25 protein-coding genes are annotated in these 23,833 nt (G+C 64.8%); 13 read left to right on the top strand and 12 right to left on the bottom strand.

The window, feature by feature from the left end; all coding sequences use genetic code 11:
* Position 1 precedes the first annotated feature (1 nt).
* The 3 genes from KZZ07_RS21970 to cobS all read right to left on the bottom strand — a co-directional run bounded on the left by KZZ07_RS21970 (position 2) and on the right by cobS (position 2,305).
* Complete coding sequence (locus KZZ07_RS21970) at positions 2–412, bottom strand: hypothetical protein (protein WP_219517261.1); 411 nt, start codon at positions 410–412, stop codon at positions 2–4.
* 80 nt (positions 413–492) lie between these two features.
* Entirely contained in the window at positions 493–1,170 is a 678-nt protein-coding gene (locus KZZ07_RS21965; RefSeq protein WP_219517258.1) for an aspartate/glutamate racemase family protein, read from the bottom strand.
* Positions 1,171–1,318: 148 nt separating this feature from the next.
* On the bottom strand, positions 1,319–2,305 hold the full coding sequence (cobS, locus tag KZZ07_RS21960; RefSeq protein ID WP_219517249.1) for a cobaltochelatase subunit CobS: 987 nt from the start codon (positions 2,303–2,305) through the stop codon (positions 1,319–1,321).
* Positions 2,306–2,397: 92 nt separating this feature from the next.
* Here cobS and KZZ07_RS21955 point away from each other — a divergent pair, with 92 nt between their 5' ends.
* The 4 genes from KZZ07_RS21955 (at position 2,398) to rpiA (ending at position 5,068) form a co-directional block, all read left to right on the top strand.
* Positions 2,398–2,949 carry a sigma-70 family RNA polymerase sigma factor gene (locus tag KZZ07_RS21955; RefSeq protein ID WP_219517245.1) on the top strand — a complete coding sequence of 184 codons (552 nt, stop codon included), beginning with the start codon at positions 2,398–2,400 and terminating at the stop codon, positions 2,947–2,949.
* Positions 2,946–3,629, top strand: coding sequence for an anti-sigma factor (locus KZZ07_RS21950; RefSeq protein ID WP_219517243.1), 684 nt, complete (start codon positions 2,946–2,948; stop codon positions 3,627–3,629). Before KZZ07_RS21955 ends, KZZ07_RS21950 begins: the two co-directional genes overlap by 4 nt.
* Before the next feature lie 111 nt (positions 3,630–3,740).
* The gene (locus KZZ07_RS21945) at positions 3,741–4,175 is read left to right on the top strand and encodes a hypothetical protein (protein ID WP_219517241.1); all 435 of its coding nucleotides are present in this window, start codon (positions 3,741–3,743) and stop codon (positions 4,173–4,175) included.
* Positions 4,176–4,285: 110 nt separating this feature from the next.
* Positions 4,286–5,068: a ribose-5-phosphate isomerase RpiA gene (gene rpiA, locus KZZ07_RS21940; RefSeq protein WP_219517238.1), complete on the top strand. Its 783-nt coding sequence runs from the start codon at positions 4,286–4,288 to the stop codon at positions 5,066–5,068.
* Positions 5,069–5,214: 146 nt separating this feature from the next.
* On the opposite strand, the gene KZZ07_RS21935 is transcribed toward rpiA, so the two are convergent.
* Entirely contained in the window at positions 5,215–6,477 is a 1,263-nt protein-coding gene (locus KZZ07_RS21935) for a SulP family inorganic anion transporter (protein WP_219517236.1), read from the bottom strand.
* A gap of 274 nt (positions 6,478–6,751) precedes the next feature.
* Between KZZ07_RS21935 and KZZ07_RS21930 the strand changes: the two genes are divergently transcribed.
* The 6 genes from KZZ07_RS21930 to KZZ07_RS21905 all read left to right on the top strand — a co-directional run bounded on the left by KZZ07_RS21930 (position 6,752) and on the right by KZZ07_RS21905 (position 11,456).
* Complete coding sequence (locus tag KZZ07_RS21930) at positions 6,752–8,191, top strand: FAD-dependent oxidoreductase (protein WP_219517234.1); 1,440 nt, start codon at positions 6,752–6,754, stop codon at positions 8,189–8,191.
* A 61-nt stretch (positions 8,192–8,252) separates the two neighbouring features.
* Entirely contained in the window at positions 8,253–9,416 is a 1,164-nt protein-coding gene (gene hflK, locus KZZ07_RS21925) for an FtsH protease activity modulator HflK (RefSeq protein WP_219517232.1), read from the top strand.
* Positions 9,416–10,480: a protease modulator HflC gene (gene hflC / locus KZZ07_RS21920; protein ID WP_219517230.1), complete on the top strand. Its 1,065-nt coding sequence runs from the start codon at positions 9,416–9,418 to the stop codon at positions 10,478–10,480. Before hflK ends, hflC begins: the two co-directional genes overlap by 1 nt.
* Before the next feature lie 17 nt (positions 10,481–10,497).
* Positions 10,498–10,677 (top strand): DUF2065 domain-containing protein, encoded by a 180-nt coding sequence (locus KZZ07_RS21915; protein WP_052244320.1) that lies wholly within the window; start codon positions 10,498–10,500, stop codon positions 10,675–10,677.
* 184 nt (positions 10,678–10,861) lie between these two features.
* On the top strand, positions 10,862–11,215 hold the full coding sequence (locus tag KZZ07_RS21910) for an Hpt domain-containing protein (protein WP_219517228.1): 354 nt from the start codon (positions 10,862–10,864) through the stop codon (positions 11,213–11,215).
* On the top strand, positions 11,208–11,456 hold the full coding sequence (locus KZZ07_RS21905) for a response regulator (RefSeq protein ID WP_219517220.1): 249 nt from the start codon (positions 11,208–11,210) through the stop codon (positions 11,454–11,456). Before KZZ07_RS21910 ends, KZZ07_RS21905 begins: the two co-directional genes overlap by 8 nt.
* A gap of 250 nt (positions 11,457–11,706) precedes the next feature.
* On the opposite strand, the gene KZZ07_RS21900 is transcribed toward KZZ07_RS21905, so the two are convergent.
* Complete coding sequence (locus KZZ07_RS21900) at positions 11,707–12,591, bottom strand: LysR family transcriptional regulator (RefSeq protein WP_219517218.1); 885 nt, start codon at positions 12,589–12,591, stop codon at positions 11,707–11,709.
* Between the two features lie 130 nt (positions 12,592–12,721).
* Here KZZ07_RS21900 and KZZ07_RS21895 point away from each other — a divergent pair, with 130 nt between their 5' ends.
* Complete coding sequence (locus tag KZZ07_RS21895) at positions 12,722–13,390, top strand: FMN-dependent NADH-azoreductase (RefSeq protein WP_219517216.1); 669 nt, start codon at positions 12,722–12,724, stop codon at positions 13,388–13,390.
* Positions 13,391–13,458: 68 nt separating this feature from the next.
* Here the strand turns inward: KZZ07_RS21895 and KZZ07_RS21890 are convergent, their stop codons facing one another.
* Genes KZZ07_RS21890 through KZZ07_RS21860 form a run of 7 tightly spaced genes read right to left on the bottom strand, consistent with a single transcriptional unit; the run spans position 13,459 to position 20,318 of the window.
* Complete coding sequence (locus KZZ07_RS21890; protein WP_219517207.1) at positions 13,459–14,160, bottom strand: DUF1989 domain-containing protein; 702 nt, start codon at positions 14,158–14,160, stop codon at positions 13,459–13,461.
* A 2-nt stretch (positions 14,161–14,162) separates the two neighbouring features.
* Complete coding sequence (locus KZZ07_RS21885; RefSeq protein ID WP_219517204.1) at positions 14,163–15,056, bottom strand: polysaccharide deacetylase family protein; 894 nt, start codon at positions 15,054–15,056, stop codon at positions 14,163–14,165.
* Positions 15,053–16,321, bottom strand: coding sequence for an amidase family protein (locus KZZ07_RS21880; protein WP_219517202.1), 1,269 nt, complete (start codon positions 16,319–16,321; stop codon positions 15,053–15,055). Before KZZ07_RS21880 ends, KZZ07_RS21885 begins: the two co-directional genes overlap by 4 nt.
* Positions 16,318–17,436 carry an ABC transporter ATP-binding protein gene (locus tag KZZ07_RS21875; protein WP_219517192.1) on the bottom strand — a complete coding sequence of 373 codons (1,119 nt, stop codon included), beginning with the start codon at positions 17,434–17,436 and terminating at the stop codon, positions 16,318–16,320. The genes KZZ07_RS21880 and KZZ07_RS21875 overlap by 4 nt, the downstream gene beginning before the upstream one ends.
* Complete coding sequence (locus KZZ07_RS21870; protein WP_219517190.1) at positions 17,433–18,254, bottom strand: ABC transporter permease; 822 nt, start codon at positions 18,252–18,254, stop codon at positions 17,433–17,435. Before KZZ07_RS21870 ends, KZZ07_RS21875 begins: the two co-directional genes overlap by 4 nt.
* A 3-nt stretch (positions 18,255–18,257) precedes the next feature.
* Positions 18,258–19,145: an ABC transporter permease gene (locus tag KZZ07_RS21865; RefSeq protein ID WP_219517188.1), complete on the bottom strand. Its 888-nt coding sequence runs from the start codon at positions 19,143–19,145 to the stop codon at positions 18,258–18,260.
* A gap of 57 nt (positions 19,146–19,202) precedes the next feature.
* Positions 19,203–20,318 (bottom strand): polyamine ABC transporter substrate-binding protein, encoded by a 1,116-nt coding sequence (locus KZZ07_RS21860; protein WP_219517178.1) that lies wholly within the window; start codon positions 20,316–20,318, stop codon positions 19,203–19,205.
* A 105-nt stretch (positions 20,319–20,423) separates the two neighbouring features.
* Between KZZ07_RS21860 and KZZ07_RS21855 the strand changes: the two genes are divergently transcribed.
* Together KZZ07_RS21855 and KZZ07_RS21850 are read left to right on the top strand one after the other, a co-directional pair.
* Complete coding sequence (locus tag KZZ07_RS21855) at positions 20,424–21,296, top strand: LysR substrate-binding domain-containing protein (RefSeq protein WP_219517176.1); 873 nt, start codon at positions 20,424–20,426, stop codon at positions 21,294–21,296.
* A gap of 1,018 nt (positions 21,297–22,314) precedes the next feature.
* Positions 22,315–23,784: a DegQ family serine endoprotease gene (locus tag KZZ07_RS21850; protein WP_219517173.1), complete on the top strand. Its 1,470-nt coding sequence runs from the start codon at positions 22,315–22,317 to the stop codon at positions 23,782–23,784.
* Positions 23,785–23,833 lie beyond the last annotated feature (49 nt).

The raw sequence follows: 23,833 nt of genomic DNA, 5'->3' as shown, positions 1-23,833 counted from the left end.
GTCACGCGCCAAGCAGCATCCGTCCGATCACCAGGCGATCGCAGGCAGAGAGTTGTTGCGAGATCATGCCAAGGGCGATCCGGCTGCGGCGCCGATCGGTGCCGAACCGCGCGGTGTCGAGCAGCCCGCTGGCGGCGTGTTTCTGGGAAATGCGAAAGCTGATCAAGTGCCGCTTGATCCGGTGCTGGTCCGGCGCGTCGTGCAGCGCCGCGTCCAGCATGGCAGCAAAGAGATCGCGCCGCATGGCGGCAGCCTCTGTGTCGCCCTGCATCAGCCAGGCATGTTCCAGAACGGCGGTATAACGCGCCTGGCAGGCGGCCAGCATCAGGGCCTCATCCGAGGGGGAGGCGGTGTCCGCCGCCTGCAGCGCCGATCCGAAAGCCAGGAGAAGCGTCGCGAAATATGTTCGCAAACCGTTCATGCAGGGAACGGTAGCAAGCAGAGATTTAAGAAGAGTTTTCGAGACCGCGCGCCACTGGCGCAACGGGGGCTTCAGGCGGAGAGGGTCTTGCGTCCGGTCAGCAGGTCGGCCAGTTCGGCCACATGCACGTCAAGCGCGTCGATCACCCGATACCCTGGGTCCTGCCCATCGAAAGCCAGGTTGAGGTCGGTCCCGGCAAGGACGATGGCCTCGGCGCCCTGATCCTCGACCATGCGGCGGCCAGCGTCGAGAAAGACCCGCCGTTGCGCGGGGGTGCAGACCCCTGCAACCGCCATGTCCTGGTATAGCTGGCCCAGTTCCTCGGTCTCGTCGTCCAGCGCCACGGCCTCTGTCCGCTCGAGCTGGCCGTACAGTCGGGTGCGCATGACAACGCGGGTGCCCAGCAGGCCGATACGCTTCAGTCCCTGTTCCCGGAAATGCGCATCGAGCGGGGCAACGGCAGAAATCAGCGGAAGAGGGGACAGAGCGGCGGTTTCGTCATAGCAGAAATGCCCGCCCAGAGAGGTGATCGCCACCGCGTCGCAGCCCGCCCGTGCCAGACGGTCGATATGGCGGGCATAGACCTGCGCCTGTTCGGCGCGCTTGTCGGCGAGATTGTTGCGGATCAGGGTCTGGACGTCGGCATGGTCGATGGTTAGGTCGCAGGCCCCGCCAACGGCGTTGGTCAGGCGTTGATAGTAGACGACGGTGGCGGCGACGCCGATGCCGCCGATCAGTCCAAGATGCATGGCAAGCTCCTGTCGGGAATGCGTTCGCCCAGTGTTTCCCGGGACAAGACCGGCGGCAAGAGGGCGCTGAGCATGACGCGGCTGCAAAAAGAAAAATGCCACCCGCTGGCGGATGGCATTTCCCATGAGTTTGGCCTGTGTCGGCGGCTCAGACCAGGCTGAGGCTGGCCGCGCTTTCGGGCAGTTCCTCGTCGAAGCAGCGCTGGTAGAACTCGGCCACGGTCTGGCGTTCCAGCTCGTCGCACTTGTTCAGGAAGGACACGCGGAAGGCATAGCCGACGTTGCGGAAGATCTCGGCGTTGGTGGCCCAGGCGATCACGGTCCGCGGGCTCATGACGGTCGACAATTCGCCGTTCATGAAGGCGCGGCGGGTAAAGTCGGCCACGGTCACCATCTGGCGGATGGTCTTGCGGCCACTCTCGGTGTTGTAGTGTGGCGCCTTGCTGAGAACGATGCTGGTTTCCGCGTCGATCGAGAGATAGTTCAGCGTCGCAACCAGCGACCAGCGGTCCATCTGGCCCTGGTTGATCTGCTGGGTGCCGTGATACAGGCCGGTGGTGTCACCCAGACCCACGGTGTTCGACGTCGCGAAGATGCGGAAATACTTGTGCGGGGTGATGACCTCGTTCTGGTCCAGCAGCGTCAGCTTGCCGTCGGTTTCCAGAACCCGCTGGATCACGAACATCACGTCGGCGCGGCCCGCGTCGTATTCGTCAAAGACGATGGCCGTGGGGTTGCGCAGGGCCCAGGGCAGGATGCCTTCCTGGAACTGCGTGACCTGCTTGCCGTCCACCAGCTTGATCGCGTCCTTGCCGATCAGGTCGATCCGGCTGATGTGGCTGTCGAGGTTCACGCGCACTGCGGGCCAGTTCAGCCGTGCCGCGACCTGCTCGATGTGAGTCGATTTGCCGGTGCCGTGGTAGCCCTGGATCATCACGCGGCGGTTGTTGCGGAACCCCGCAAGGATCGCCAGCGTCGTGTCGGGGTCGAACTTGTAGGTGGAATCGAGGTCCGGAACACGGTCGGTCCGGTCGGGAAAACCGTGTACGATCATGTCCGTATCGATGCCAAAGACTTCACGGACAGAGATTTCCTCGGTCGGTTTCGCGTTGATATCGATCGTGCCGTCCGCCATTGTTCCCACGTCCCTCTGTCAAAGCTCGAATGCTTCGCGTTAGGTGCAACATATCTTCAGGAGTGGCAAGAGGAAGTGGTGAGACGATTCCTATGACATCGCGGGACGAAATCGAGACCCTCCTGGGCCAGGTGGCAGGTGGTGACCGTGGTGCTTTTCGCAGGCTCTACGCCGCAATGGCGCCTCGGCTATATGGTCTGGCCCTGCGTATCCTGCGGGACGAGATGTTGGCGCAGGACATCTTGGAACAGGTCTTTTTGGGGGTCTGGAAGGATGCGGGCCAGTATCGCGGCGCCCTGGCCGCGCCCGAGACCTGGCTGGTGACGATCACCCGCGATGCGGCCATTGCGCGACTGGGCGCAGAACGGGCGGCGGGCCGGATCGCCGGGCCGCTGGATATCACGGAGCGTCTTTATGCCACGCGCCCGGACATCGAAGATCTGGCCGGAATGCGCGAGGAGGCCCGCGCGCTGGAGACCTGTCTGCGGAAATTGCCGCGCGCCCGGGCCGACATGCTGCGCCATGCCTATCTTTACGGTGCCACCTACGATGACCTTTCCAAGAGCGCCGGGACCTCAAAGAACGCTTTGCGCGCTGCGGTGCGGACCGACCTCGTCCAGCTGCGGGAGTGTCTGAGCCGATGAACGCTCGGCTGGATACGGAACTGCCCGGCGGTGCCGAGGCGGGGGCGGCGGAATACTCGCTGGGCCTGATGCCCAAGGCGGAGATTGCCGCTTTCGAGGCGCAACTGGCCGTCGATACGGACCTGCAACAGGACGTGGCGGCCTGGACGGAGTATTTCGCCAGTTTCACGGACATGATCCCCGCCGAAACGCCACCGCCGCAGGTGTTGCGCCGGATCGAGGGGCAGGTCTTTGGCGCCGAAGAGCGCCGTCCGGTCTGGCGTCAGGTGCTGCCTTACCTTGTGGGCGCGCTGGCGGGGGCAGTGATTGTCTGGGCGGTGCTGACATCGGGCCTTCTGGAACCGCAAGCGCCGGCATTGGGCGCGGACCTGATGGGACCAGAGGGCGAATTGGCCTTGAGCGCGCGGTTTGCGCCCGCGACGGGTGTGCTGACCGTCACCCTCCAGCAAGGCGGTGCGGGGGACGGGCGGGTTCTGGAACTCTGGCTGCTGCCAGAGGCAGGCGCCCCGGTCTCGCTGGCGCTGCTGCGCAGCCCCGAGATGCTGGTGGCCATCCCGCCGGCGATTGCCAGCGATCTGGACGGCGCGCGGCTGGTGGTATCGGAAGAACAGCCCGGCGGGTCGCCCGACGGCAGGCCCTCGGGGGATCCCCGGGCCGAGGGCGTGCTGGCCGCGCAATAGCGCTGGGCCCGGATTGCCACGCAGAGAGGACATCGGGCCGGATAGGCTTGCGCCCGCCAAGGGCGGGGCTTAACCCTTTGGTTGAATGTTCTTTTATATTGGAGAGTCGCAATGGTTCGCTCATTCAAATCCACCCTGGCCGCCGTTACCCTGGTGCTGGCCGGCGCGCTGCCTGCCGCCGCCCAGCAGGGGCTGGTCGAAGTCCCGGTCACCAACGCCTTTCTGGTCAATGAGCTGAACTGGGACACAGCTCTCGGCAAGGTCGAATTCGCCTGGGCCGTGCTGGATATCCGGGGCGTGGCCTATGTCTGCGGAGCCAGCAGCGCCTCGACCAGCTTTGCCCATCGCAAGACCAAGGCCGTCTTTCGCAAGGGCTGGGTCAAGGTTGGCAAGACCAAGGTCATGACCGACCTCAGCTTTTTTGCCCGCGCACCGCGCAAGAGCGATCTGTCCACGGTCAAGGCGCGTTGCAAGCCGCTGCCGCGCGGCGCTGGCAATGGCAAGAACTTCATACTGGGCTTCGACCCGGTGCGCGTGCGGCTGTAAATGCGCCGACAGGCCGGAGCCCGTTAAAGGGCCTGGCAGTTTTGCCTCGCCCGGACGGGCGGCGGCGCCTATAACGGTGCCGTCACGCCCACCAGCCCAAGGAGAGACCCATGACCGGAGAGCTGTCCCCGATCGACAAGGCCAAGTTCGCCGCGGCGAAACAGGCGGCGGCACTGGTGGAGTCGGGAATGCGGGTCGGGCTGGGCACGGGATCGACCGCCGCCTGGCTGGTGCGCTGCCTGGGGGAGCTGGTGCGCGAGGAGGGGCTGCGCTTTCGCGGCGTGCCGACCTCGAGCCGGACCGCGGATCTGGCGCGCGACGTGGGGATCGAGGTGGTCTCGCTGGACGAGGCGCGCTGGCTGGACCTGACCATCGACGGCGCGGATGAGTTCGACGGCGACCTGAACCTGATCAAGGGCGGCGGTGGCGCGCTGTTGCAGGAAAAGATCGTGGCCACGGCCAGCGACCAGATGGTGGTCATCGCCGATGCCGCCAAAGAGGTGGAAAGGCTGGGAAATTTCCCGCTGCCGGTCGAGGTGATCCCGTTTGGCTGGCAGACGACCCAGGCGCTGATCGAGGAAACTCTGGTGTCGATGGATGTCATGGGGCGGCAGACGACGCTGCGGATGAACGGCGAAAGACCCTTCTTCTCCGACGAGGGCAACCACATCCTGGACCTGCATCTGGGGCGGATCGGCAATGCCCGGCAACTGGCGATGGTGCTGAACCAGATCCCCGGCGTGGTGGAGAACGGGCTGTTCATCGACATCTGCGACAAGGTGATCATCGGTTACGGCGACGGGCGGGTGGAAACCCGTGACATCAACGCCGGTACGGTGAGCGAAAGCCAGCTGGATTTTGTCGAGGACGACAACATCTTTCACGACATCTGACGCGGGCCGCGCAGGCGGAAACTGAACCGTTCGGTCTGAACGTTTTGTACAAAACGTACAGCGTTTTCAGCATTTCGTACAACGCGGCAGGGTTTTGTTAACCCCGGTGCAGAGAGGTCCCGGGGCAAGCCCGGGACAGCGGCGCCTCAGCGGTCCCTCGGGTGCCAGTCGGCAGGGGGCACGTCGCGCCGCGCCAGCCGCAGCGCGAGGCCGAGGCCGACCCCTACGGCGATGGCCACGGTCAGATCCGTCAGAACCGTCAGTACCAGCGTCAGCAGCAGCAGGACGATGTCCGAGGGACGCTCGGACAGGTAGCTGCGCCACTTGTGCGGTTCGGACATGTTCCAGGCGGTCAGGATCAGGAGCCCTGCCAGCGCCGGCATGGCCATGCCGCCCGCCAGCGGGGCGGCGAGGAACATCACCACAAGGATGGTCAGCGCATGGACCAGTCCGGCCACCGGAGTGCGGCCCCCGGCGCGGACGTTGGTGGCGGTGCGGGCGATGGCGCCCGTCACCGGCAGCCCGGCAAAGAGCGACGAACCGATATTGGCGGCACCCTGTGCGAGCATCTCGGCATTGGGGCGGTGGCGGCCCTCGATCATGCGGTCGGCAACCATTGCCGAGAGCAGCGATTCGATCCCCGCGAGGAAGGCGATGACGAAGGCCGAGGGCAGAAGTTCCGTGACCCTGGCCAGGGTGATCTCTGGCAAGGCGGGGGCGGGCAGGCCCCGGGGCAGGGCGCCGAAGCGGCTGGAGATGCTGTCGACCGGCAGGGCGAAGAGCGCGACCGCAGCCGAGACCGCGCCCACCGCGAGGATCAGCCCGGGAAAGCGCGGCCAGAGCCGGCGCAGCCCGACGATGAGGACCATCGTCGCCAGGCCCGAGGCCAGCGCGGCCCCGCTCATCGTCTCGCGCGCGGCCCAGAACGCGGCGAGCTTGGGCAGGAATTCCGCCGGGACCTCTGCCATGCTCAGGCCGAAGAGGTCCTTCAACTGGCTGGTGGCGATGATGATGGCGATGCCGATGGTAAAGCCGTTGATGACCGGTTCCGGCACCAGGGCGATCAGCCGCCCGGCGCGCAGGGCGCCCGCGACCAGCAGGATCACCCCGGCCATGAGCGTTGCCAGCACCAGCCCGTCATAGCCATGCTGGGCGATGGTGGCGAAGACAACGACGATGAAGGCGCCGGTGGGGCCGCCGATCTGCACCCGGCTGCCCCCCAGCGCCGAGACCAGGAAGCCGCCGATGATGGCGGTGATCAGCCCGCTGGCGGGATCGGCCCCGGAGGCGATGGCGATGGCCAGACTGAGCGGCAGGGCGACCATCGCGACGGTCACGCCCGCCAGCACGTCGCGCGTCAATTCGGCCCGGGTGTAGCCGGGCAGGGTGGTCAGCAGCTTGGGTTTCATGGGCAAAGGGCTACGCCTGTGGCGGCTGACGGGCAAATGACAGGGTGCCGCACCTGTCGGCGACCGGTGGCAGGGGGCGCTGCCCCCTCGGCCTGCGGCCTTCACCCCCGGAGGTATTTCGATGCCCAAAGAAGCCATGCGCCGGGCCGGGCAGGCGCGGGGGTCAAGAGGCGGGGCGCGCGCAGGGGGCGTGCATGGCCTGGGGGGCGCGTTGCTCTGGTCATCGCGGAGTCCATGTGAAATACCTTGGCCCGCGGTAATGCAGGAGCGATGGATGAGCGATTTCGATTATGATCTGTTTGTCATCGGCGGCGGATCGGGTGGCGTGCGCGCGGCCCGGGTGGCCGCGGGCGAGGCGGGCGCGAAGGTGGCCCTGGCCGAGATGGATCGCTATGGCGGCACCTGCGTGATCCGGGGCTGCGTGCCCAAGAAGCTTATGGTCTTTGCCAGCGAGTATTCCCACATGCCCGCCGAGGCGCGCGCCTATGGCTGGGACATCGCGGATGGCGCCTTTGACTGGGCGCGCTTCCATACCCAGATGAAGACGGAACTGGACCGGCTGGAGGGCGTCTATCGCAAGCTGCTGTCCGGGTCGGACGTAGAAAGCTTTGACGCCCGCGCGCGGCTGAAGGATGCGCATACGGTCGAGCTTTCCAACGGCGAGGTGAAGACGGCGAAACATATCCTGATCGCCAGCGGCGGACGCCCGGTCCGGCCCGACATGCAAAACGCGCATCTGGGCATGGTCTCGGACGACTTGTTCCACATGGAGACACTGCCGCGGTCGATCCTGATCGTGGGCGGCGGCTATATCGCTTGCGAATTCGCCTGCATCCTGCACGGGCTGGGTGTCGAGGTGACGCAGTATTATCGCGGGGCGCAGATCCTGCGCGGCTTTGACGAGGAGGCGCGCGGGTTGATCGCGGATGCGATGAAGGAACGCGGCATCGACCTGCACACCGGGACCAATATCGTTGAGATGCACCGCGCCGACAGCCCCGAGGGGCAGGACATGGACCAGCCGGTCGAGCTAAGCCAGTTCGGGGGCAGCCATGAAGATGCGCCGGGTAGCGGACCGATCCGGGTCAAGGCGACCAACGGCAATATCCGCGACTTCGACGCGGTGCTTTTTGCCACGGGGCGCGCGCCCAACACGGCGGACATGGGGCTGGAGGAGCTGGGCATCGGGCTGACCCGCAATGGCGCCATCGAGGTGGACGACTACAGCCAGACCAAGGTGCCGTCGGTCTATGCCATCGGCGACGTGACCGACCGGGTGAACCTGACGCCGGTGGCGATCCGCGAGGGCATGGCCTTTGTCGAAACCGTGTTCAAGGGCAACCCGACGCCGGTCGACCACGAGCTGATCCCCTCGGCCGTCTTTACCCAGCCGGAGATGGGCACCGTGGGCCTGAGCGAGGAAGCGGCGCGCGACCAGGAGGAGATCGAGGTCTACTGTACCTCGTTCCGGCCGATGCAGACCGCCTTTGCCGACAAGCCCGACCGGGTGCTGATGAAGCTGATCGTGTCCAAGGCGACGCGCAAGGTATTGGGCTGTCACATCGTCGCGCCCGGGGCGGGCGAGATGATCCAGCTGGCGGGCATCGCGATCAAGATGGGCGCGACCAAGGAAGACTTTGACCGGACGGTGGCGGTGCATCCGACCATGTCCGAAGAGATCGTGACCATGCGCAATCCGATGCGGAGTGCTTGAATTCGCAGCCGGGGCGCACAGGTTACAAGGCAATCCGACAGACGAGGAAGGACCGAAGTTCATGGCAGGTAACAGCGGCGGCCCCTGGGGGGGCGGCGGTGGCAACCAGGGCGGAGGTGGCAACGGCCATCGTCCGCCAAATGGCGGTGGCGGCGGTGGCCGCCGCCCCGACGACAACCAGATGCCCGAAATCGACGAGTTGATGAAAAAGGGCCAGGAGCGGCTGCGCGTCCTGATGGGCGGTCGCGGCGGCGGCAATGGCAACAATGGCTCCGGCAGCGGTGGCGGCTCGGGTGGACCCGGGGTGACCCGCGGCACCGTGGCCATCGGTGTTGCGATCCTGCTGGGCCTCTGGGCCTTTGGCAGCTTCTACACCGTGCGGCCCGAGGAAAAATCGGTCGAGCTTTTGCTGGGGCGTGAATTCGCCGTTGGCAACCCGGGCCTCAACTTTGCCCCCTGGCCCTTTGTCACCTACGAGGTGGTCAACGTGACCTCGGAACGGACCGAGACGATCGGCGGCGGCCGTGGCGGCAACGACGGTCTGATGCTGACCACGGATGCGAACATCGTCGACATCGATTTCCAGGTGGTCTGGAACATCTCGGACCCGGCGAAACTCTTGTTCAACATCGCCGATCCGCAGCTGACCGTGCAGGCGGTATCTGAATCCGTCATGCGCGAGATCATCGCCGCGTCGAACCTGGCGCCAATCCTCAACCGCGACCGTGGCGCGATCGCCGACGGCGCGCGCGAGCAGATCCAGGCGACTCTGGACGAGTATGAATCCGGCATCAGCGTGGTGCGGATCAACCTCGACACCGCCGATCCGCCGCGCGAGGTCATCGACGCCTTCCGCGCCGTGCAGGCGGCGGAACAGGAACGTGACCGGCTGGAACGCCAGGCCGATGCCTATGCCAACCGCGTCGTGGCCGAGGCCCGAGGCAAGGCGGCAGAGATCCGCGAAGAGGCAGAGGGCTATCGCGCCCAGGTGGTCAACCAGGCGGTTGGTGAGGCCGCGCGCTTTACCTCTGTCCAGGAGGAATACGCGCTGGCGCCCGAAGTGACGCGCCGCCGTCTTTACATCGAGACGATGGAAAAGGTGCTGGGCGACGTGGACAAGATGATCCTCGACAATACCGTGACCAGCGGCGGCGGTGCCGGTGGCGGCGTGGTGCCCTACCTGCCGCTCAACGAGCTGCGCCGCAACAGCGGAGGTGACCAGTGATGCGCAAGGTAACCTATCTCCTGCCGGTCTTCGTGATCGCCATCGTGGTGTTCCTGTCGTCGATCTTCGTGGTCGATGAACGGGAAAAGGCCCTGGTGCTGCAGTTCGGCCAGATCAAGGCCGTCAAGGAAGAGCCGGGCCTGGCCTTCAAGATCCCGCTGATCCAGGACGTTGTCCGCTATGACGACCGTATCCTGTCGCTGGACACCCAGACCATCGAGGTCACGCCCTCGGATGACCGCCGCCTGGTGGTCGATGCCTTCGCCCGCTACCGGATCGCGGATGTGGTCCAGTTCCGGCAGGCTGTCGGTGTGGGCGGTCTGCGCACCGCAGAGGACCGACTGAGCGGCATTCTGAACGCGCAGATCCGCGAAGTTCTGGGTGCCGACCAGGTCACATCCGACCGGATCCTGTCGGAGGACCGGCGTGAGCTGATGAACCGGATCCGCGACAGCGCCCGGGCCGAGGCGCTTTCGCTGGGGCTGGACGTCGTTGACGTGCGGCTGAAACAGACCAACCTGCCATCGCAGAACCTTGACGCCACATTCGACCGGATGCGGGCAGAGCGTGAGCGCGAGGCGGCGGACGAACGCGCCCGCGGTAACGAGGCGGCGGCCCGCGTGCGGGCGCTTGCCGACAGGACCGTGGTCGAGACGCTGTCCGAGGCAGATCGTGACGCCAGCGTGATCCGAGGCGAGGCCGACGCCGAGCGGAACCGGATCTTTGCCGAGGCTTACGGTGCGGACCCCGAGTTCTTTGCCTTCTACCGGTCGCTGCAGGCCTATGAGGTCTCTTTGAAGGGCAACAATTCGACCATGGTGATGACGCCGGACAGCCAGTTCTTCAACTACTTCAAAAGCGAAGTGGCCTCTGGCGATCCGTTCCTGGCACCGACGCTGCCGTCGCCTGCGGCGAGCCCGGTGGCGCCTGACGCGCCCGCGCCGGAAGCGGCCGAGGACCCGGCCCCCGAAGGCCCGGCGCCCACCACACCGGCCCCGGAACCGGCCGACCCGGCGCCCGCGCCGGAGGCCCCCGAGGCTGACACCGCACCCGTCGACAATTGAGCGGGTCGGACATCCTGATGGGGATCGGAATGGTCCTCGTGATCGAGGGGCTGGTCTATGCACTGGCCCCTCAGCTTGTGGAGCGCCTGCTTGAGGCGCTCCGCGAGATGAGCCTGGAACAGCGCCGCCTGCTGGGCGGGCTGACGCTTGTCACCGGGTTGATTGTCTTGTGGCTTGCCCGGGGCGGGTTGTTCTGAGCGCCTGGGCGCGGTGACGGCTCCGGGCCTTTGACCGGGGCCGGGATGGGCGGTCTCCGGACCTTCGCCCGGATCGGACGGCAGTTTTGCCTTGTCGAAAGGCCACCAGACATCACGCCCGCCCGCACCATGACCGGGCCTCATTCAGACTTGATAGATACCTTCGATCCTCTCGGCTGACACGATGTGTCGCCAGATATCCAGATCGCCCCTGCAGCGTCTGCTGGTTGCAATCGGTGGCGGCCGCGACGATCTGGATGAACTCCGCAGTGAATATCTTTCGATGGCGCCGGAACTGGTCCAGCGTCTGATCGGTGCGCATGCGCGCGGCGACCTGGAAACGCTGCGGATCACGGCGCATGAATTGAAATACAATGCCCGCGATTTCGGCGCCGAGGACCTGGCGGATCTGTGTGAGGCGCTTGAACGCCGCGCCAGGCAGGGGGCGGACATCGACCGGGGAGAGCTGGACAAGATCGCGGCGGCAGAGGAAAACGCCCGCGTCTTGCTCGCCCGGCTGGACCTGTCGGATGTCTGAGGAGCGCGACACGCGCCTCGATGTCGATGAAGCCCGTGTTTTGGTTGTCGATGACAATGCGCTCAACCGTTCGAAGATGCGGATAGAGGTTCGCGCGCTCGGCCATTCTGTCGAGACCGCCGCAGGTGGCGCCGAGGCGCTTGTGGCGCTCCGCAAAGCCCCGTTCGACGTCGACGCCCTGTCCAACTGCCTGCGACGCGCGGCGGCTTTCCAATCCAGCGCGAGGCAGCCGGGAAACTGACCTTTGCTGCCGGGGCCGGGCCAGGGGCGTGCATGTCCGTGAGTGCCAGACGGCCGAGGTCGCAACCGAAAAGCTCGCTGCCGATGGCGAGGTTGACGCGCGTAAGATCGCGAAGGCGCCCTGCGATCTGGAAACGGGCAAGGAGCGCCCAGTCGAGGGGCGGCACAAGCGGGCTTTTCCGACAGACGATACGGCCTGATGCCAGATCGGGCGGCAGGTAGAAAATCCAAACCTCACACAGGGCGCGGACTTACGCGGAAGCACGCGCCCAGGACGCAAACTGCGCCACGTCGGCAAAACGCGGATGATCGCCGCGGCTTACCGCCCAAAAGGTTCTGCCGGGCAATTCTGTCTTGGACAGACGCACCAGGTGCCCTTCTGCGACAGCGGCACCGGCCAATACGCTGGACGCCAGGACAACGCCCTGACCTGCAAGCGCCGAGTCGATGGCATTGATTTCTTCGGAAAAGTGCTGTGTGACCTCTGGCTTCACCCCTCCAAGCCCGGCTACGCACGACCAGCGCTGCCAACTGGGCGAGGCTTCCGCACCGCAATTCCAGCGGTACTGGATCAGCGGCAGGCGCAGAATACCGGCGTCGTCGTTGACCGAAGTCCGGCGTAGCAGGTCCGGCGCGCAGAGCGGGATCAGGCTATCCTCAAACAGCGGCAACCATTGGTCTTCCGGCTCTGCCTGGGCGGCGTAGCGCACCGCAAAGTCGACATCGCTGCCGGAAAGGCCGACCGGCCGATTGTCGGCCTCGACCTGCAGGGTCAACCCGGTCTGACTGCGCAATGTCGGCAGACGCCGCATGAGCCAGAGGCTGGCAAAAGCCACCGTGACGGAAACCGTCAACGGGCGGTCCCTGTCTGGCTGCGAAATCCCGGCGATGGCGCTGCTCATACGGTCGAAACTCTCGCGCAGAACCGGGTACAATGCCGCGCCTTCCGCGGACAGGCGGATAGGGCGCGGATAGCGGTGAAAGAGCCTGACCCCCAAGGTCTCTTCTAGCTGGCGGATCTGGTGACTGATCGCGGTCGGCGTCAGGTGAAGCTCGGCCGCGGCGCGCGCAAAATGCAGATGCCGGGCGGCGGCTTCAAAAGCGCGGAGCGCGTGGAGCGGAGGCAGACGCCGCATCGGATCCATCCTTTCCCGTCGGGGTGAAACCGGGATGAATCCGATTCACCCGGGCCATGAAAAATTCGCTTTCGCCAGAGGGTTGGGCGCTTGGTAGGCAAGGTGCAGTGCAAAACATAGGAGATAACCCATGCCGACCCTGTTGCGGATTGATGCAAGCGCCCAGCTTGAAGAACGCTCTCTGACACGACATCTGACCGGGCTGTTTACCCGGACCTTTCTGGCCGAAGCGCCGACAACCCAGGTGATCACCCGCGATGTCGGGCTGACCCCCATTCCCGCGATCGACCATCACTTCATCCATGCCGCCTTTACCCCGCCCGAGGACCGTGAGCCGTGGATGAACGCGCGCCTGGCCCTGTCCGACGAGCTGATCGAGGAGGTGGCCGTGGCGGATATCCTCGTCATGGGGGCGCCGATGTACAATTACGGGATGCCGACCGCCCTGAAAGGCTGGATCGACCAGGTGGCACGCATCGGCAGGACCTTTTCCTTTGACCTTGCGCGCGGCGACAGGCCAATCGAGCCGATCCTGGCGGGAAAGCGGCTGGTGGTGCTGTCGTCGCGCGGTGAATTCGGCTTTGCTCGGGGTGGCGTGCGGGCTCATCTCAACGCGCTGGACCCCGGGTTGGCGGCCTGTGCGCATTACTTCGGTGTCGCGCCAAGCGACATCGAAACCATCGCCATCGAATACCAGGAGTTCAAGGACGACCGGCACCGGGCGTCTGTCGAAACGGCAGAGGCGCGCACCCGCGCCCTGGCCATGACACTGGCCGGGGCGGCGGCGCAGGCGGCCTGAAGCACGTCTTTGAAGCGGGGAAAGGGGGCGCGGATCGACATCCGCGTCTCCAAGTTCTGCAGGCGCCCTCACGCCTGCTCTCTGTGCAGCAGGACGTCCAGCGACCTTGGCTGCGCATCCTCACCATTGATTGGCAAAAGATCCATCGGACAGCAGGAAATCACCACCACAGCATCCATTTCAGCGCGGAACAGCACATGATCCCCTTTGGCAGAGACGGGGGGCCGCCACTCCATCGCGCCACCTTCGACAACCGGCGTGTTCATCCAGAGGTTCAGCGGGCAAGGCACCGATGTCGGGCGCAGGCCAATGGCCGCCAACGCCATGCGCAGGTTGTCGGTGCAATTGTCGTGATAGCCCTGATGGCCAAGTTGGGCGTACCGGTGAATATCACAAGACGCGACAAGCGTGTCGTGAACGCCGGGAGAGCTGTCCTCGACCATTGTCAGGATCGGGCGGCGGCGGTTGGTCACCAGCGCATCGCCGGGGCGCGGAGAGATGCGCCGCAATGTGGGGCGCAAATGTTCCATCGACAGATATTCGTTGCAATCGCCGTCGGCAAAGGCCCAGAAATCGCCGATCTGGCTGCCGTCGCGATTGATGACCGACAAGACCTCGCCCTTTCGCAGGCGCATGGCCCGCCCCTGACGGGCGGGGATCGTATAGGTTTTGCCCGGGCAGAGCCGGCCATCCTGTTCAAGCGTCTGATGCGCGCTCGGGTTTTCGCCATCGGGCCGGGCGGCGTCGAAAGGGGGACAGGGGGTGTTCATCTTCAACTCTCCTTCAGGGCGGGATGATCGTAGGGCACGGCAGGTTCGCGGTGCGGCTGCCAGGCCCCCTCGGCTTCCTGCTGTGCAACGTGGGCCGCGATCTCTTCCAGCGGTGCGAACCACACGTCACCCCGTGCCAGCACATCTTCAAGCCACCGCTCCACCACCCGCCAGCGGGCCAGCCGCCCGGTCAGGAAGGGATGCCAGATGCCGATCCAGAGCCCTCCGGCCTCGTATTGCGCCTCGAATTCCTCAAAGGACGCCTCCAACCCCCGGTGCGGGGACATCACCGGCATCTTGTAGCCGATCTCGTCAAAATGGGCGAAAGGCGGCCAGTCATCGCTGCCCCAATGCACCGGCAACTCGAACAGGGACCCGGACGCGGTGTCGATCCGGTAAGGCAGATCATCTGCCATCATTGAGCTTTCATAGGTCAGTCCGTGTTGCACGGCGAGCGACAGCACCTCTGGGGTGACATTGTAGACCGGGGCGCGATAGCCGCGCGGGGTCCTGCCGGTCAGCCGGTGGTGAACCTCAAGCGCGCGTTCGAACCAATAGGTCTGTTCATCGGCGCTTTGTCCGGCAGGGTCTTCGTGCAGATATCCGTGGTGGCCGATCTCATGCCCGCCTGCAAGGATCGCCTCGACCGTCCCGGGGTATTGCTCCATCACCCATCCGGGCATGAAAAAGGACTGTTTGAGCCCCAGGCGCCGGTAGGTTTCAAGGATACGCGGCACACCGGCATTCGGGCCGTAGCGGCCCATGCTGATCGGATAGAGGCGGCGGTGCCCGTCGTCCGGACGGGCGATGTGGATCAGGCTGTCGGCATCCACATCGAAGGTGATCGCACAGGCACAGCGGGCCGCACCCGGCCATTGGATCGGATTGCGGATCATGTCAGAGTCTCCTTTTCCATCAAAAGCGTTTCGACCTTTGCCGCGGTCGCAAGCAGCCTGCGGTCACCGCCGGGTGGACCGACCAACTGTATCCCCACCCAGCAGCCATCACAGGTTTTCCCGACCGGCAGGGAAATGGCCGGCAAATCCAGAAGACTGGCTGGCATGGTCAGGCGAAGCGCGGCAGTATTTGCCGCGGCAAATTCATCGGGGTTTTCCAGCAGCGGCGCGAGCCTTGGCGCCTCGATACCGACGGTGGGCAGAATGTAACACGTATCGGCCACGCGGATGGTTTCGCGCAGGTCGCGGGCTCGGTGCTGGACCTCTGCTATCCGCTTTGAATCCAGCCCGGCAGAGGCGCGAAGCCGGGCCGCAACAAAGGGATCGAGGCGGTGGGCGTCCCTAGTTTCGAGCAGGTGTCCATAGGTTCGGACCGCCTCGAAAGCTCCGGGCCAGCCGCCCGCGCTGATCAGCCTCAGCGCCTCAGCCAGAGGTGACCGTTTGGTGTAGGCGATCAAGATGCCCGCCCGTTCGAGAGCGGTCACCGCCTCCTTGCAGCGGAGGGAAATCGGCGCGGCAACACCGCCCTCGTCCAGCAGGTCGATGGCAACCGACAGACCGCTGGCCGCGTCCGGGCTGGCCGTGTCGCCCGACAGAATGGCATCCAGCTCGATGATATCGGCAACCGACCGCGCAAAGCTGCCAACGGTGTCATAACTGGGCGCGAGCGGCCTCACGCCGCTCATCGGATACCGTCCGCGCGTGGGCCGAAAGCCCACCACACCCTGAAACGCAGCGGGCACCCGGCAGGAGCCAGCCGTATCGGTGCCGACCGCCAGGCGGGTGATCCCGCGCGCAACAGAGGCGGCGGCGCCCGAGGACGAGCCGCCCGGCACCCGCCCCTCTGTGGTTGGCGTTCCGAAATGTGGGTTGTAGCCGATCCCGGAAAACGCCAGTTCCGTTTGATTGGTGACGCCTATGCTGACCAGCCCCGCCTGGCTGGCGCGCCGCACAACCTCCGCATCCGCCTCGGCGGGCGTATCGTCCCGCCAGAGCAGGGACCCTGCGGTTGCCGTGATGCCCTTGATCGCGATCATGTCTTTCCAGGACACCGTGGCCCCGTCCAGCGGCCCCGATTTCTGCGGGCGCCCATCTCTTTGGCTGGCTTCCGTCTGCGCACGCTCTGGCAGGAGGGAGAGGAACACCTCCCTCTCTCCGCTGGCCCGCTGCAGTGCTGCCCGGGTGTTTTCGAGAGCAGACCTCATGCCGCCCTTGCCCTGGTGCCGTGGCCCGGGTGCTGCGCGCTGTCGAGCAGGACACCGTCCCCGGGATGCCAGGACGCAAAGACGCGCGTCCCGCAGGCCGCATTCAACTGTTCGAGGTCCCGCTGTTGAAGCTGCGCCACAAGGCTGTGGCCAGAGGCGGTCTCAAGGTGCAAATTGACAACCGCTCCGGCGAACTCCTCCGAGACCAGCGTGCAGGCGATTTCGTTCTCGCCCCAGCCCGGTTCAACCGTCACGGATATCCTGTCCGCCCGCACTGCCAGGTCAGCGGTGTCGCCGTCCGCCAGACCGCAATCGTGGTCAAGCCGGACCTTGCCATCGCGCGTTTCCAGAAAGCGTTTGCCATCGGCGGCGCCGGTTATCCTGCCGTCCAGCAGGCTGATCCCGCCGACAAACTGCGCGACGAACTTGCTGCGGGGCCGCAGAAAGATGTCCTGCGGGCTGCCGATCTGCTCCACCCGGCCGGCGTTCATGATGACGACCCGATCCGCGAGCGAAAACGCCTCTGAATGGCTGTGGGTGACATAGACAAAGGTGATCCCCAGCTCACGCTGGAGCTTTTTCAGTTCGCCCTGCATCTTGATTGCCATATGGGCGTCGAGGGCCGACAGCGGCTCGTCCAGGAGCAGCACTTTGGGTTCCAGCACAAGGCTGCGGGCCAGGGCGACGCGCTGACGCTGGCCGCCCGACAGACGCGCAACATTGCGCTCTGCGTAGGCGGAAATGCCCAGTTTTTCCAGCCAGTCGTCGGCACGGCGTCGGCGCTCGGTTCGGGATACTCCGCGCATCTGCAGTCCGAACTCGACGTTTTCCCGCACGGTCATGAATGGGAACAACGCCAGGTTTTGCCAGACCAGGGGCGTTTCCCGCTCCCAGACCGGCAGTTGGTCTATCCGCTTGCCCGCAAGGGTGATCTGGCCACGGTCCGCAGTTTCAAGACCGGCAAGCATGCGCAGGGTCGTGGTCTTGCCACAGCCCGACGGCCCCATGATGGCGATGAACTCCCCTTCGGAAATATCCAGCGAAAACCCTTCGACGGCGGTGAAGCGGCCATAGGACTTGGCAAGCCCGTCCAGTTTCAGATGAGGGTTGGTCATGATGTCTTCTCCTTGGACATGGCGCCGCCGCTCTGGCTCAGGACCACGGCAAGCGCGATCAGAACCAGGGTGAGCGTGACGGAAAAACTCATTGTGCCGATGACATGGATGGTTGGATCGACCTGTCCCTGAAGCGTGGTCAGAACCGCAACGGGAATGGTCTGGTTCAACCCGCCCGTGAACCAGGCAATCACGTATTCGTCGAAAGAAACGGCAAAGGTGATGAGAAAGGCGGCGAGAATGGCCGGCAGCGAATGCGGCAGCACGATGCGGAAGAGCGCGGAGAGCGGCCTGGCGCCGAGGTTCTGCGCGGCGATTTCCAAGGCCGCGTCCAGCTGCGCCAGCCGCAGCCGGCAGACCGCCATAGCAAAGGGCGCGGCAATCACGACATGCGCGGCGACCACGGCAGCAAGCGAGCCGGCAATGCCGATGCGGGAGAAAAAGGCCAGCATGGCAAGGCCAAGAATGACCAGCGGCACCGTCGGTGGCAGCAAGGCCAGCGCCAGCACGGCTCTCTGGCCAAAGAACCGGAAACGGTAATCCGCATAGGCCGCGGAGAACCCAAGCTCCGTGGCAATCAGCGCCGTGATCCCGGCAACCGTCAGGCTGTTGCCAAGGGCGTCCAGCATCGCGCGGTCGGTCAGGACCTGCGCATACCATTTGGTGCTGAACCCGGACATGTTGAGGCTTGGGAACCGGTCGGCGCTGAAGGAGAACAGGACCGCCGAAAGGATCGGCGCATAGAGCAGAAGGAAAACCACCGCGAGCCCGGCAATCCAGAAGGCTTTTGGTATGGCGTGTTTCAGATGCGGAGGCATGTCTTATCCTTTCTCGCGGTAGGCCCAGAGGACGGTGACAAAGGCCGTGGCCAGCAGGCTGGCGATCATCAGCAACGAGACCACGGCGGCGCGCGGCCATTGCTGACCGGCCCGGACAAGATCCGTCACCAGGATCGGCAGTGTCTGGAAGGTGCCGCCGCCCAGATAGGCCGCGCTGACGAACTCGGCATAGGAGAGCAGAAAGGCAAACAGCAGCCCCAGCGTCAGACCGGGCCGGGCGGCGGGCAGGATCACACGGAACAGGATCGCTCCGGGCCGGGCGCCAAGGTTGGCGGCGGCCGAGATCCCGGTCCGGTCAACATTGGCAAGCGCGATGGTTTGCAGGATCAGCACCACCGGCAGGGCCAGTGTCGCATGGCCGAGGAACAGCGCGAAATAGGTGTTGAGGAGGCTTTCTCCCTTGCCGCCCAATGCCTGAACGACAGAAGAGATCACCCCGCCCTCTGTCAGGAAGACCTGCCAGGAATAGATGCGGACGAGATAGCTTGTGAAAAACGGGGCAATCGCAAGCCCCAGAAAGATCAGTCGCTGACGCGGAGCGGCAACAAAGGCCATCGCGTAGGACGCCGGAAAGGCCAGCAAAGACACTGCCGCCGCACTGGCCATCGACAGCCCGTAGCTGCGCCAGAAACTGGCCCAGAGGAAATCCAGGCCCAGAACATAGCGCCAGGCCGACAGCGTGGCGTCCGGCGTCAGCCGGTAGTTCACCACCGACCAGAAGGAAATCGCCACCAGCAAACCCAGCGGCACGGCAAAAAACAGCAGCAGCCAGGCAGGCAGCGGCAGAATCCAAAGCGCCTGCCAGGCACGGTTGGACAGGAAGTGGAACCGGCGCACCGAAGTGCGGGCCGGAATTGCAGGGGACGTCATGTCGGTATCTCCGATAGGGCTGCGGCCCCGGCGGCTGCGCCGGGGCCGGACCGCGCCTCAGGCGTTCTTGTAGCGGGTCCAGGCGTCGTTCCAGGTTTCCAGCGCCTGCTGAACCGGAAGCTCCCGCAGCTGGATGCGCCCGGCGCGGATCTCATCCAGCGCGTTCGGCCCGTTCAGCACCATGTTCTGGCGCCGGGCCTCGCCCGGCTTTTCCTCGTTCAACCTGGCCCAACCCGACCGCGTGGGGATCATGGCCGGATAGGCCTTGAGCGTGGCGGTCTTTACCTGTCCTTCGGGTGACAGCATGTATTGGATGAATTTCCGGGCAAGATCCTGGTTCGCGGATCGCGCGCCGATCGACAGGGACTCGGTCCATTGCAGACCGCCTTCCTCTGGGATGGTCGTGGCGACATCGGCACCGTCGCGGGCCAGCACACCGGTGATCCAGTCGCCGATACCGGGGATCGCGGCAACCTCGCCAGAGCGCAGCGCCGACAACATGCCGCCGTAGTCGTAGAAACCCCGCACCTGGGGCCGCAGCGACATCATCGTTTCGGTCAGTTCCCCCCAGTGTTTGTCATCGAGGTCAAAGGGGGTGGCGTTGCCGTTGACGAGGCTCAAGGTTCCCAGGTTGGGCAGATGCCAGTCGAAATGGCCGATCCGCCCCTCATGCTGGCGGTCCCACATGCAGCGGTAGCTGCGAGCGTCCGCTTCGCTTATCGCGGCGCGGTGATGGGACAGCCCGAGGAACCCGAACCGCAGGAAGACGGCATAGGGATGACCGCCGAACCAATGACCGCGGAAATTCTGGAACTCCGGAAAGAAGTCATCGAACGGGTAGTCCTCCGGCGCCAGCGGCTCGATAAAGCCTGCCTGCTTCAGCTGGACCACGTATTCCGCATCCGACAGGATCACGTCGTAGGTTCCGGCCGGAGACTGCGCGATTTGCGCAAGCATCTGGTCGCCGCCGACATACTGCTTGGCGCGGATGCGAACGTTATGCGCCTCTTCGAATGCGCCGATCACATCGGGGTCGGCATGGCCTGCCCAAGTGAGCATCGACAGGTCGCGGCGCCCCTGCGCGCGCAGGATGCCCGGGGTGGCGAGGACGGCAGCAGCCGCAAGCCCCCCCTTGATCAACCGACGGCGTGTGGTGATAATCTCGGGTGTCATTTTTTCCTCCCTTTTCATTCCACAAGCTTCCGGAGGAGGAGGCAAAAAAACAAATGACCATTCTTCAGGGCATGCTGAGATTTCTTTGCGCAGCTGGGCGATACCATGCGTAAACTCCCCCCGTTAAACGCAATTCGCGCTTTCGAAGCGGTCGCCCGGAGGCTGAGTTTTGCGGATGCAGGGGAGGAACTCGGCGTCACCGCGACCGCCATCAGCCACCAGATCAGGCACCTGGAAGCCTACCTCGGGTTCCAGCTGGTCGAGCGCCGCCCCCGCCAGATCGCCCTCACGCCCGCCGGGCAGGACTTGTTCCCCAAGCTGCAGACAGCTTTCGATACCCTGGGCGAGGCCTTTGCAATGCTCGACAAGGACGTCGAGCAATCGCTGGTGCGGGTCACGACCACACATGCTTTTGCGGAACGCTGGCTGGTCCCCCGCCTTGGAGACTTCTTTGAGAACCACGGGGATGTCAGGGTCGAGGTCGAAACCAATGACGACGTGATGGACTTGCGGGCTGGACGGCTGGACCTGGCGATCCGATATGGTCCGCAAGCCTCCTCGAACGAAGAGGCCGAGGTTTTGCTTTCGGATCGCTACATCCCCGTCAGCCTGGCTGAGCATGCGGACAGCTGCGTGCAGGACGGTCGGCTGCTGGGGTTCCGTTGGCGCAATGCGGACATGGGCGGCCCGACCTGGGAAGAATGGTTCACCAAAGCCGGGGAACCATTCCCCTCGGATCGCATAACCCGTTTCAGCGATGAAAGCGCGGCTTTCAACGCGCTGGATCAGGGGTTGGGGCTGCTGTTGTCCAGCAGTGCGCTGGTGGATGAAGGTCTGAGGTCAGGCCGTTACCGGCAAATCCCCGGTCCAGAGCTGCGCGGATTTGCCTATTGCCTCCTGCTCAATCCGCTGTCGCGCAACAAGCACGGCGTCAAGACATTCGCCGGTTGGCTTCGACGGGCCGCCAGACAGATATGAGCGCAAGCGCCTGACGGCATTCCGAAAGCTGTGATTGGTTCGCCAAGACCAGGATCGAATAATCCGGTGAACAAGATCATCGAGTACCTTGCGTGTTGTCAGAACGCGTCCCTTGCAAGGGGCGGCGTTTGAGGTTTGATTTGAAGAGCGCCGATCCCGATGCGTCGGCCTCGGCGAGGCAAATCGTCGGTTTGAAAGCTCCACATTTGCGAGCAGTATGGTGAAACCTGCTGCACCGCCGAACCGCTTTGTGTGCGGACGAGGTCAAAATTCTGGGCTGTCTGCATCCGCGGCGATTGCATTGATCCGCGCCGTCCCGACGGCTGGACCGTGATCCGAACCGCAGCGAAAGCCCGCGGTCGCCGCCAGCCTGACGCATCGGGGCGGCCTTGATGCGCAAATCAGGGGAGGCCACAACCGAATTGAACATCATCGAAAAGGCTGAATGGATCGAAGGGGCAGCTGACACAGTTGTTCTGGCGTCGTCGCCACGGTCGCCTCCAACCGGGTGGGCTAAAGGCGTAGGGCGCATCCCGCCAAGGTCGTCTGGTGCGCTTCATGAAGATCATCCCGCGCACCATGCGCCGACCATCACCCTGTGGCTTGCCGTCGGACTGCGGTTGGGGCCAGACGCGTCATCAGCGCGTGGCTTTGACAGATAGGTCAGACATGTCACGCCTCGTTTTCCGAAGGCTGGCCTGTGCAGAATAGTGGAAACCAAAAGGTCCTGTGCCGTTGGCGGGCCTCTGCCGCGCTCGCAATTTGTGACCGCTTTGGACGGGCAGCTTCAGCAGTCCCTCGACCCGCCCCTCAACCCGCAAAAGCCCCCATCGACCCCGCTGCAGAGCGGAAAAGCGCCGATCTTGGTTCCCTTGGGTATTGTCACAACCCGGTGAACGGGCGTTTCAGCCCTTTGGTGTTGCGCCTGCGCACCTATGTTTGTCACACTGTTGAATAGGAGGCAGGCGGCAGCGCGTGGCCTGCGCGTCTGCTGACTGGCAGAGACAAGGAGACCCCATTGAAACCGCAATCCCTCGCTCTGACGCAGGACAACAAGACACCGCTGAGGCTGTTCTGGCTGGCGACGCTGTCGATGTTCCTGATCGTTTCGCAATCCCTCATGGCGTCGGCCCGCGGCGCTCCGGAAAGCTTTGCCGACCTGGCTGAACGGATTAGCCCCGCCGTGGTCAATATCACCACCTCGACGACCGTTGCCGGTCGGTCCGGCCCGCGCGGCATCGTGCCCGAAGGCTCTCCCTTCGAAGATTTCTTTCGTGACTTTCAGGACCGTGGCGGTCCCAGCCGTCCGCGCCGCTCTTCGGCGCTCGGCTCCGGCTTCGTGATTTCCGAAGACGGGTTCATCGTCACCAACAACCACGTCATCGAAGGCGCCGACGAAATCACCATCGAATTCTTCGAAGGTTTCGAGCTGCCGGCGACGCTGGTCGGCACCGACCCCAACACCGACATCGCCCTGCTCAAGGTCGAGGCGGACCGTCCGCTGACCGCCGTGCCCTTTGGTGACAGCAACACCATGCGCGTCGGCGACTGGGTCATGGCGATGGGCAACCCGCTGGGTCAGGGGTTCTCGGTCTCGGCGGGCATCGTCTCGGCCCGCAACCGGGCGCTCTCGGGCACCTATGACGATTACATCCAGACCGATGCCGCCATCAACCGCGGCAACTCGGGCGGGCCGCTGTTCAACATGGACGGCGAGGTGATCGGCGTGAACACCGCGATCCTGTCGCCCAATGGCGGGTCCATCGGCATCGGTTTCTCGATGGCCTCGAACGTGGTGGTCAACGTGGTCGAGCAGCTGCAGGAATTCGGCGAGACCCGCCGTGGCTGGCTGGGTGTGCGCATCCAGGACGTGAACGATGACATCGCCGAGGCCAAGGGGCTGGCCGAAGCCAAGGGCGCGCTGGTGTCCGACGTGCCCGAAGGTCCGGCGAAAGAGGCCGGTGTGGCTGCCGGTGACGTGATCATGTCCTTCGACGGGATCGAGGTTGTCGATACCCGCCAGCTGGTGCGCGTTGTCGCCAATACGCCGGTGGGCAAGACCGTGCGCGTGGTCGTCAACCGCGACGGCGAGACCCAGACCCTGAAGGTGACGCTGGGCCGCCGCGAAGAGGCGCAGACCGCCGTGCCCGCCGCCGCGCCTTCGACCCCGGACGAGCCGCCGGCCAAGGTAGAGACCCTTGGCCTGTCGCTCACCCCGCTGACCGATGCGATCCGGGGCGAGCTGGACCTGCCCGCAGGAATGCAGGGCCTGGCGATCATGGATGTCGATCCGGCCTCGGAAGCCTATGAAAAGGGCCTGCGCGCCGGTGATGTCATCACCGAGGCGGGCCAGCAGAAGGTGACCAGCATCGAAGACCTGGAAACCCGCATCGGCGAAGCCCGCGACGAGGGCCGCAAGTCGATCCTGCTGCTGGTGCGCAGCGGCGGTAACCCGGGCTTTGTCGCCCTGGGTCTGGCGGCGAACTGATCCCTCCGACCCCCCGATTGAAACAGGAATGCCCCCGCAGTGATCTGCG

Source organism: Mameliella sp. CS4 (assembly GCF_019392335.1).
Lineage (GTDB): Bacteria > Pseudomonadota > Alphaproteobacteria > Rhodobacterales > Rhodobacteraceae > Antarctobacter.
This window is presented reverse-complemented; position numbering and strand designations above follow the sequence as displayed.

Bases quoted from the DNA above. Each gene is read 5' to 3' on its own strand.
- KZZ07_RS21875 (WP_219517192.1), bottom strand. From the start codon at position 17,436: ATGACCAACCCTCATCTGAAACTGGACGGGCTTGCCAAGTCCTATGGC.
- KZZ07_RS21880 (WP_219517202.1), bottom strand. From the start codon at position 16,321: ATGAGGTCTGCTCTCGAAAACACCCGGGCAGCACTGCAGCGGGCCAGC.
- KZZ07_RS21935 (WP_219517236.1), bottom strand. From the start codon at position 6,477: ATGAAACCCAAGCTGCTGACCACCCTGCCCGGCTACACCCGGGCCGAA.
- KZZ07_RS21905 (WP_219517220.1), top strand. From the start codon at position 11,208: ATGTCTGAGGAGCGCGACACGCGCCTCGATGTCGATGAAGCCCGTGTT.
- KZZ07_RS21930 (WP_219517234.1), top strand. From the start codon at position 6,752: ATGAGCGATTTCGATTATGATCTGTTTGTCATCGGCGGCGGATCGGGT.
- KZZ07_RS21915 (WP_052244320.1), top strand. From the start codon at position 10,498: ATGGGGATCGGAATGGTCCTCGTGATCGAGGGGCTGGTCTATGCACTG.
- KZZ07_RS21945 (WP_219517241.1), top strand. From the start codon at position 3,741: ATGGTTCGCTCATTCAAATCCACCCTGGCCGCCGTTACCCTGGTGCTG.
- KZZ07_RS21865 (WP_219517188.1), bottom strand. From the start codon at position 19,145: ATGACGTCCCCTGCAATTCCGGCCCGCACTTCGGTGCGCCGGTTCCAC.
- KZZ07_RS21885 (WP_219517204.1), bottom strand. From the start codon at position 15,056: ATGATCCGCAATCCGATCCAATGGCCGGGTGCGGCCCGCTGTGCCTGT.
- KZZ07_RS21950 (WP_219517243.1), top strand. From the start codon at position 2,946: ATGAACGCTCGGCTGGATACGGAACTGCCCGGCGGTGCCGAGGCGGGG.
- KZZ07_RS21900 (WP_219517218.1), bottom strand. From the start codon at position 12,591: ATGCGGCGTCTGCCTCCGCTCCACGCGCTCCGCGCTTTTGAAGCCGCC.
- hflK (WP_219517232.1), top strand. From the start codon at position 8,253: ATGGCAGGTAACAGCGGCGGCCCCTGGGGGGGCGGCGGTGGCAACCAG.
- KZZ07_RS21895 (WP_219517216.1), top strand. From the start codon at position 12,722: ATGCCGACCCTGTTGCGGATTGATGCAAGCGCCCAGCTTGAAGAACGC.
- cobS (WP_219517249.1), bottom strand. From the start codon at position 2,305: ATGGCGGACGGCACGATCGATATCAACGCGAAACCGACCGAGGAAATC.
- KZZ07_RS21870 (WP_219517190.1), bottom strand. From the start codon at position 18,254: ATGCCTCCGCATCTGAAACACGCCATACCAAAAGCCTTCTGGATTGCC.
- KZZ07_RS21955 (WP_219517245.1), top strand. From the start codon at position 2,398: ATGACATCGCGGGACGAAATCGAGACCCTCCTGGGCCAGGTGGCAGGT.
- KZZ07_RS21910 (WP_219517228.1), top strand. From the start codon at position 10,862: ATGTGTCGCCAGATATCCAGATCGCCCCTGCAGCGTCTGCTGGTTGCA.
- hflC (WP_219517230.1), top strand. From the start codon at position 9,416: ATGCGCAAGGTAACCTATCTCCTGCCGGTCTTCGTGATCGCCATCGTG.
- KZZ07_RS21860 (WP_219517178.1), bottom strand. From the start codon at position 20,318: ATGACACCCGAGATTATCACCACACGCCGTCGGTTGATCAAGGGGGGG.
- KZZ07_RS21855 (WP_219517176.1), top strand. From the start codon at position 20,424: ATGCGTAAACTCCCCCCGTTAAACGCAATTCGCGCTTTCGAAGCGGTC.
- KZZ07_RS21890 (WP_219517207.1), bottom strand. From the start codon at position 14,160: ATGAACACCCCCTGTCCCCCTTTCGACGCCGCCCGGCCCGATGGCGAA.
- KZZ07_RS21965 (WP_219517258.1), bottom strand. From the start codon at position 1,170: ATGCATCTTGGACTGATCGGCGGCATCGGCGTCGCCGCCACCGTCGTC.
- rpiA (WP_219517238.1), top strand. From the start codon at position 4,286: ATGACCGGAGAGCTGTCCCCGATCGACAAGGCCAAGTTCGCCGCGGCG.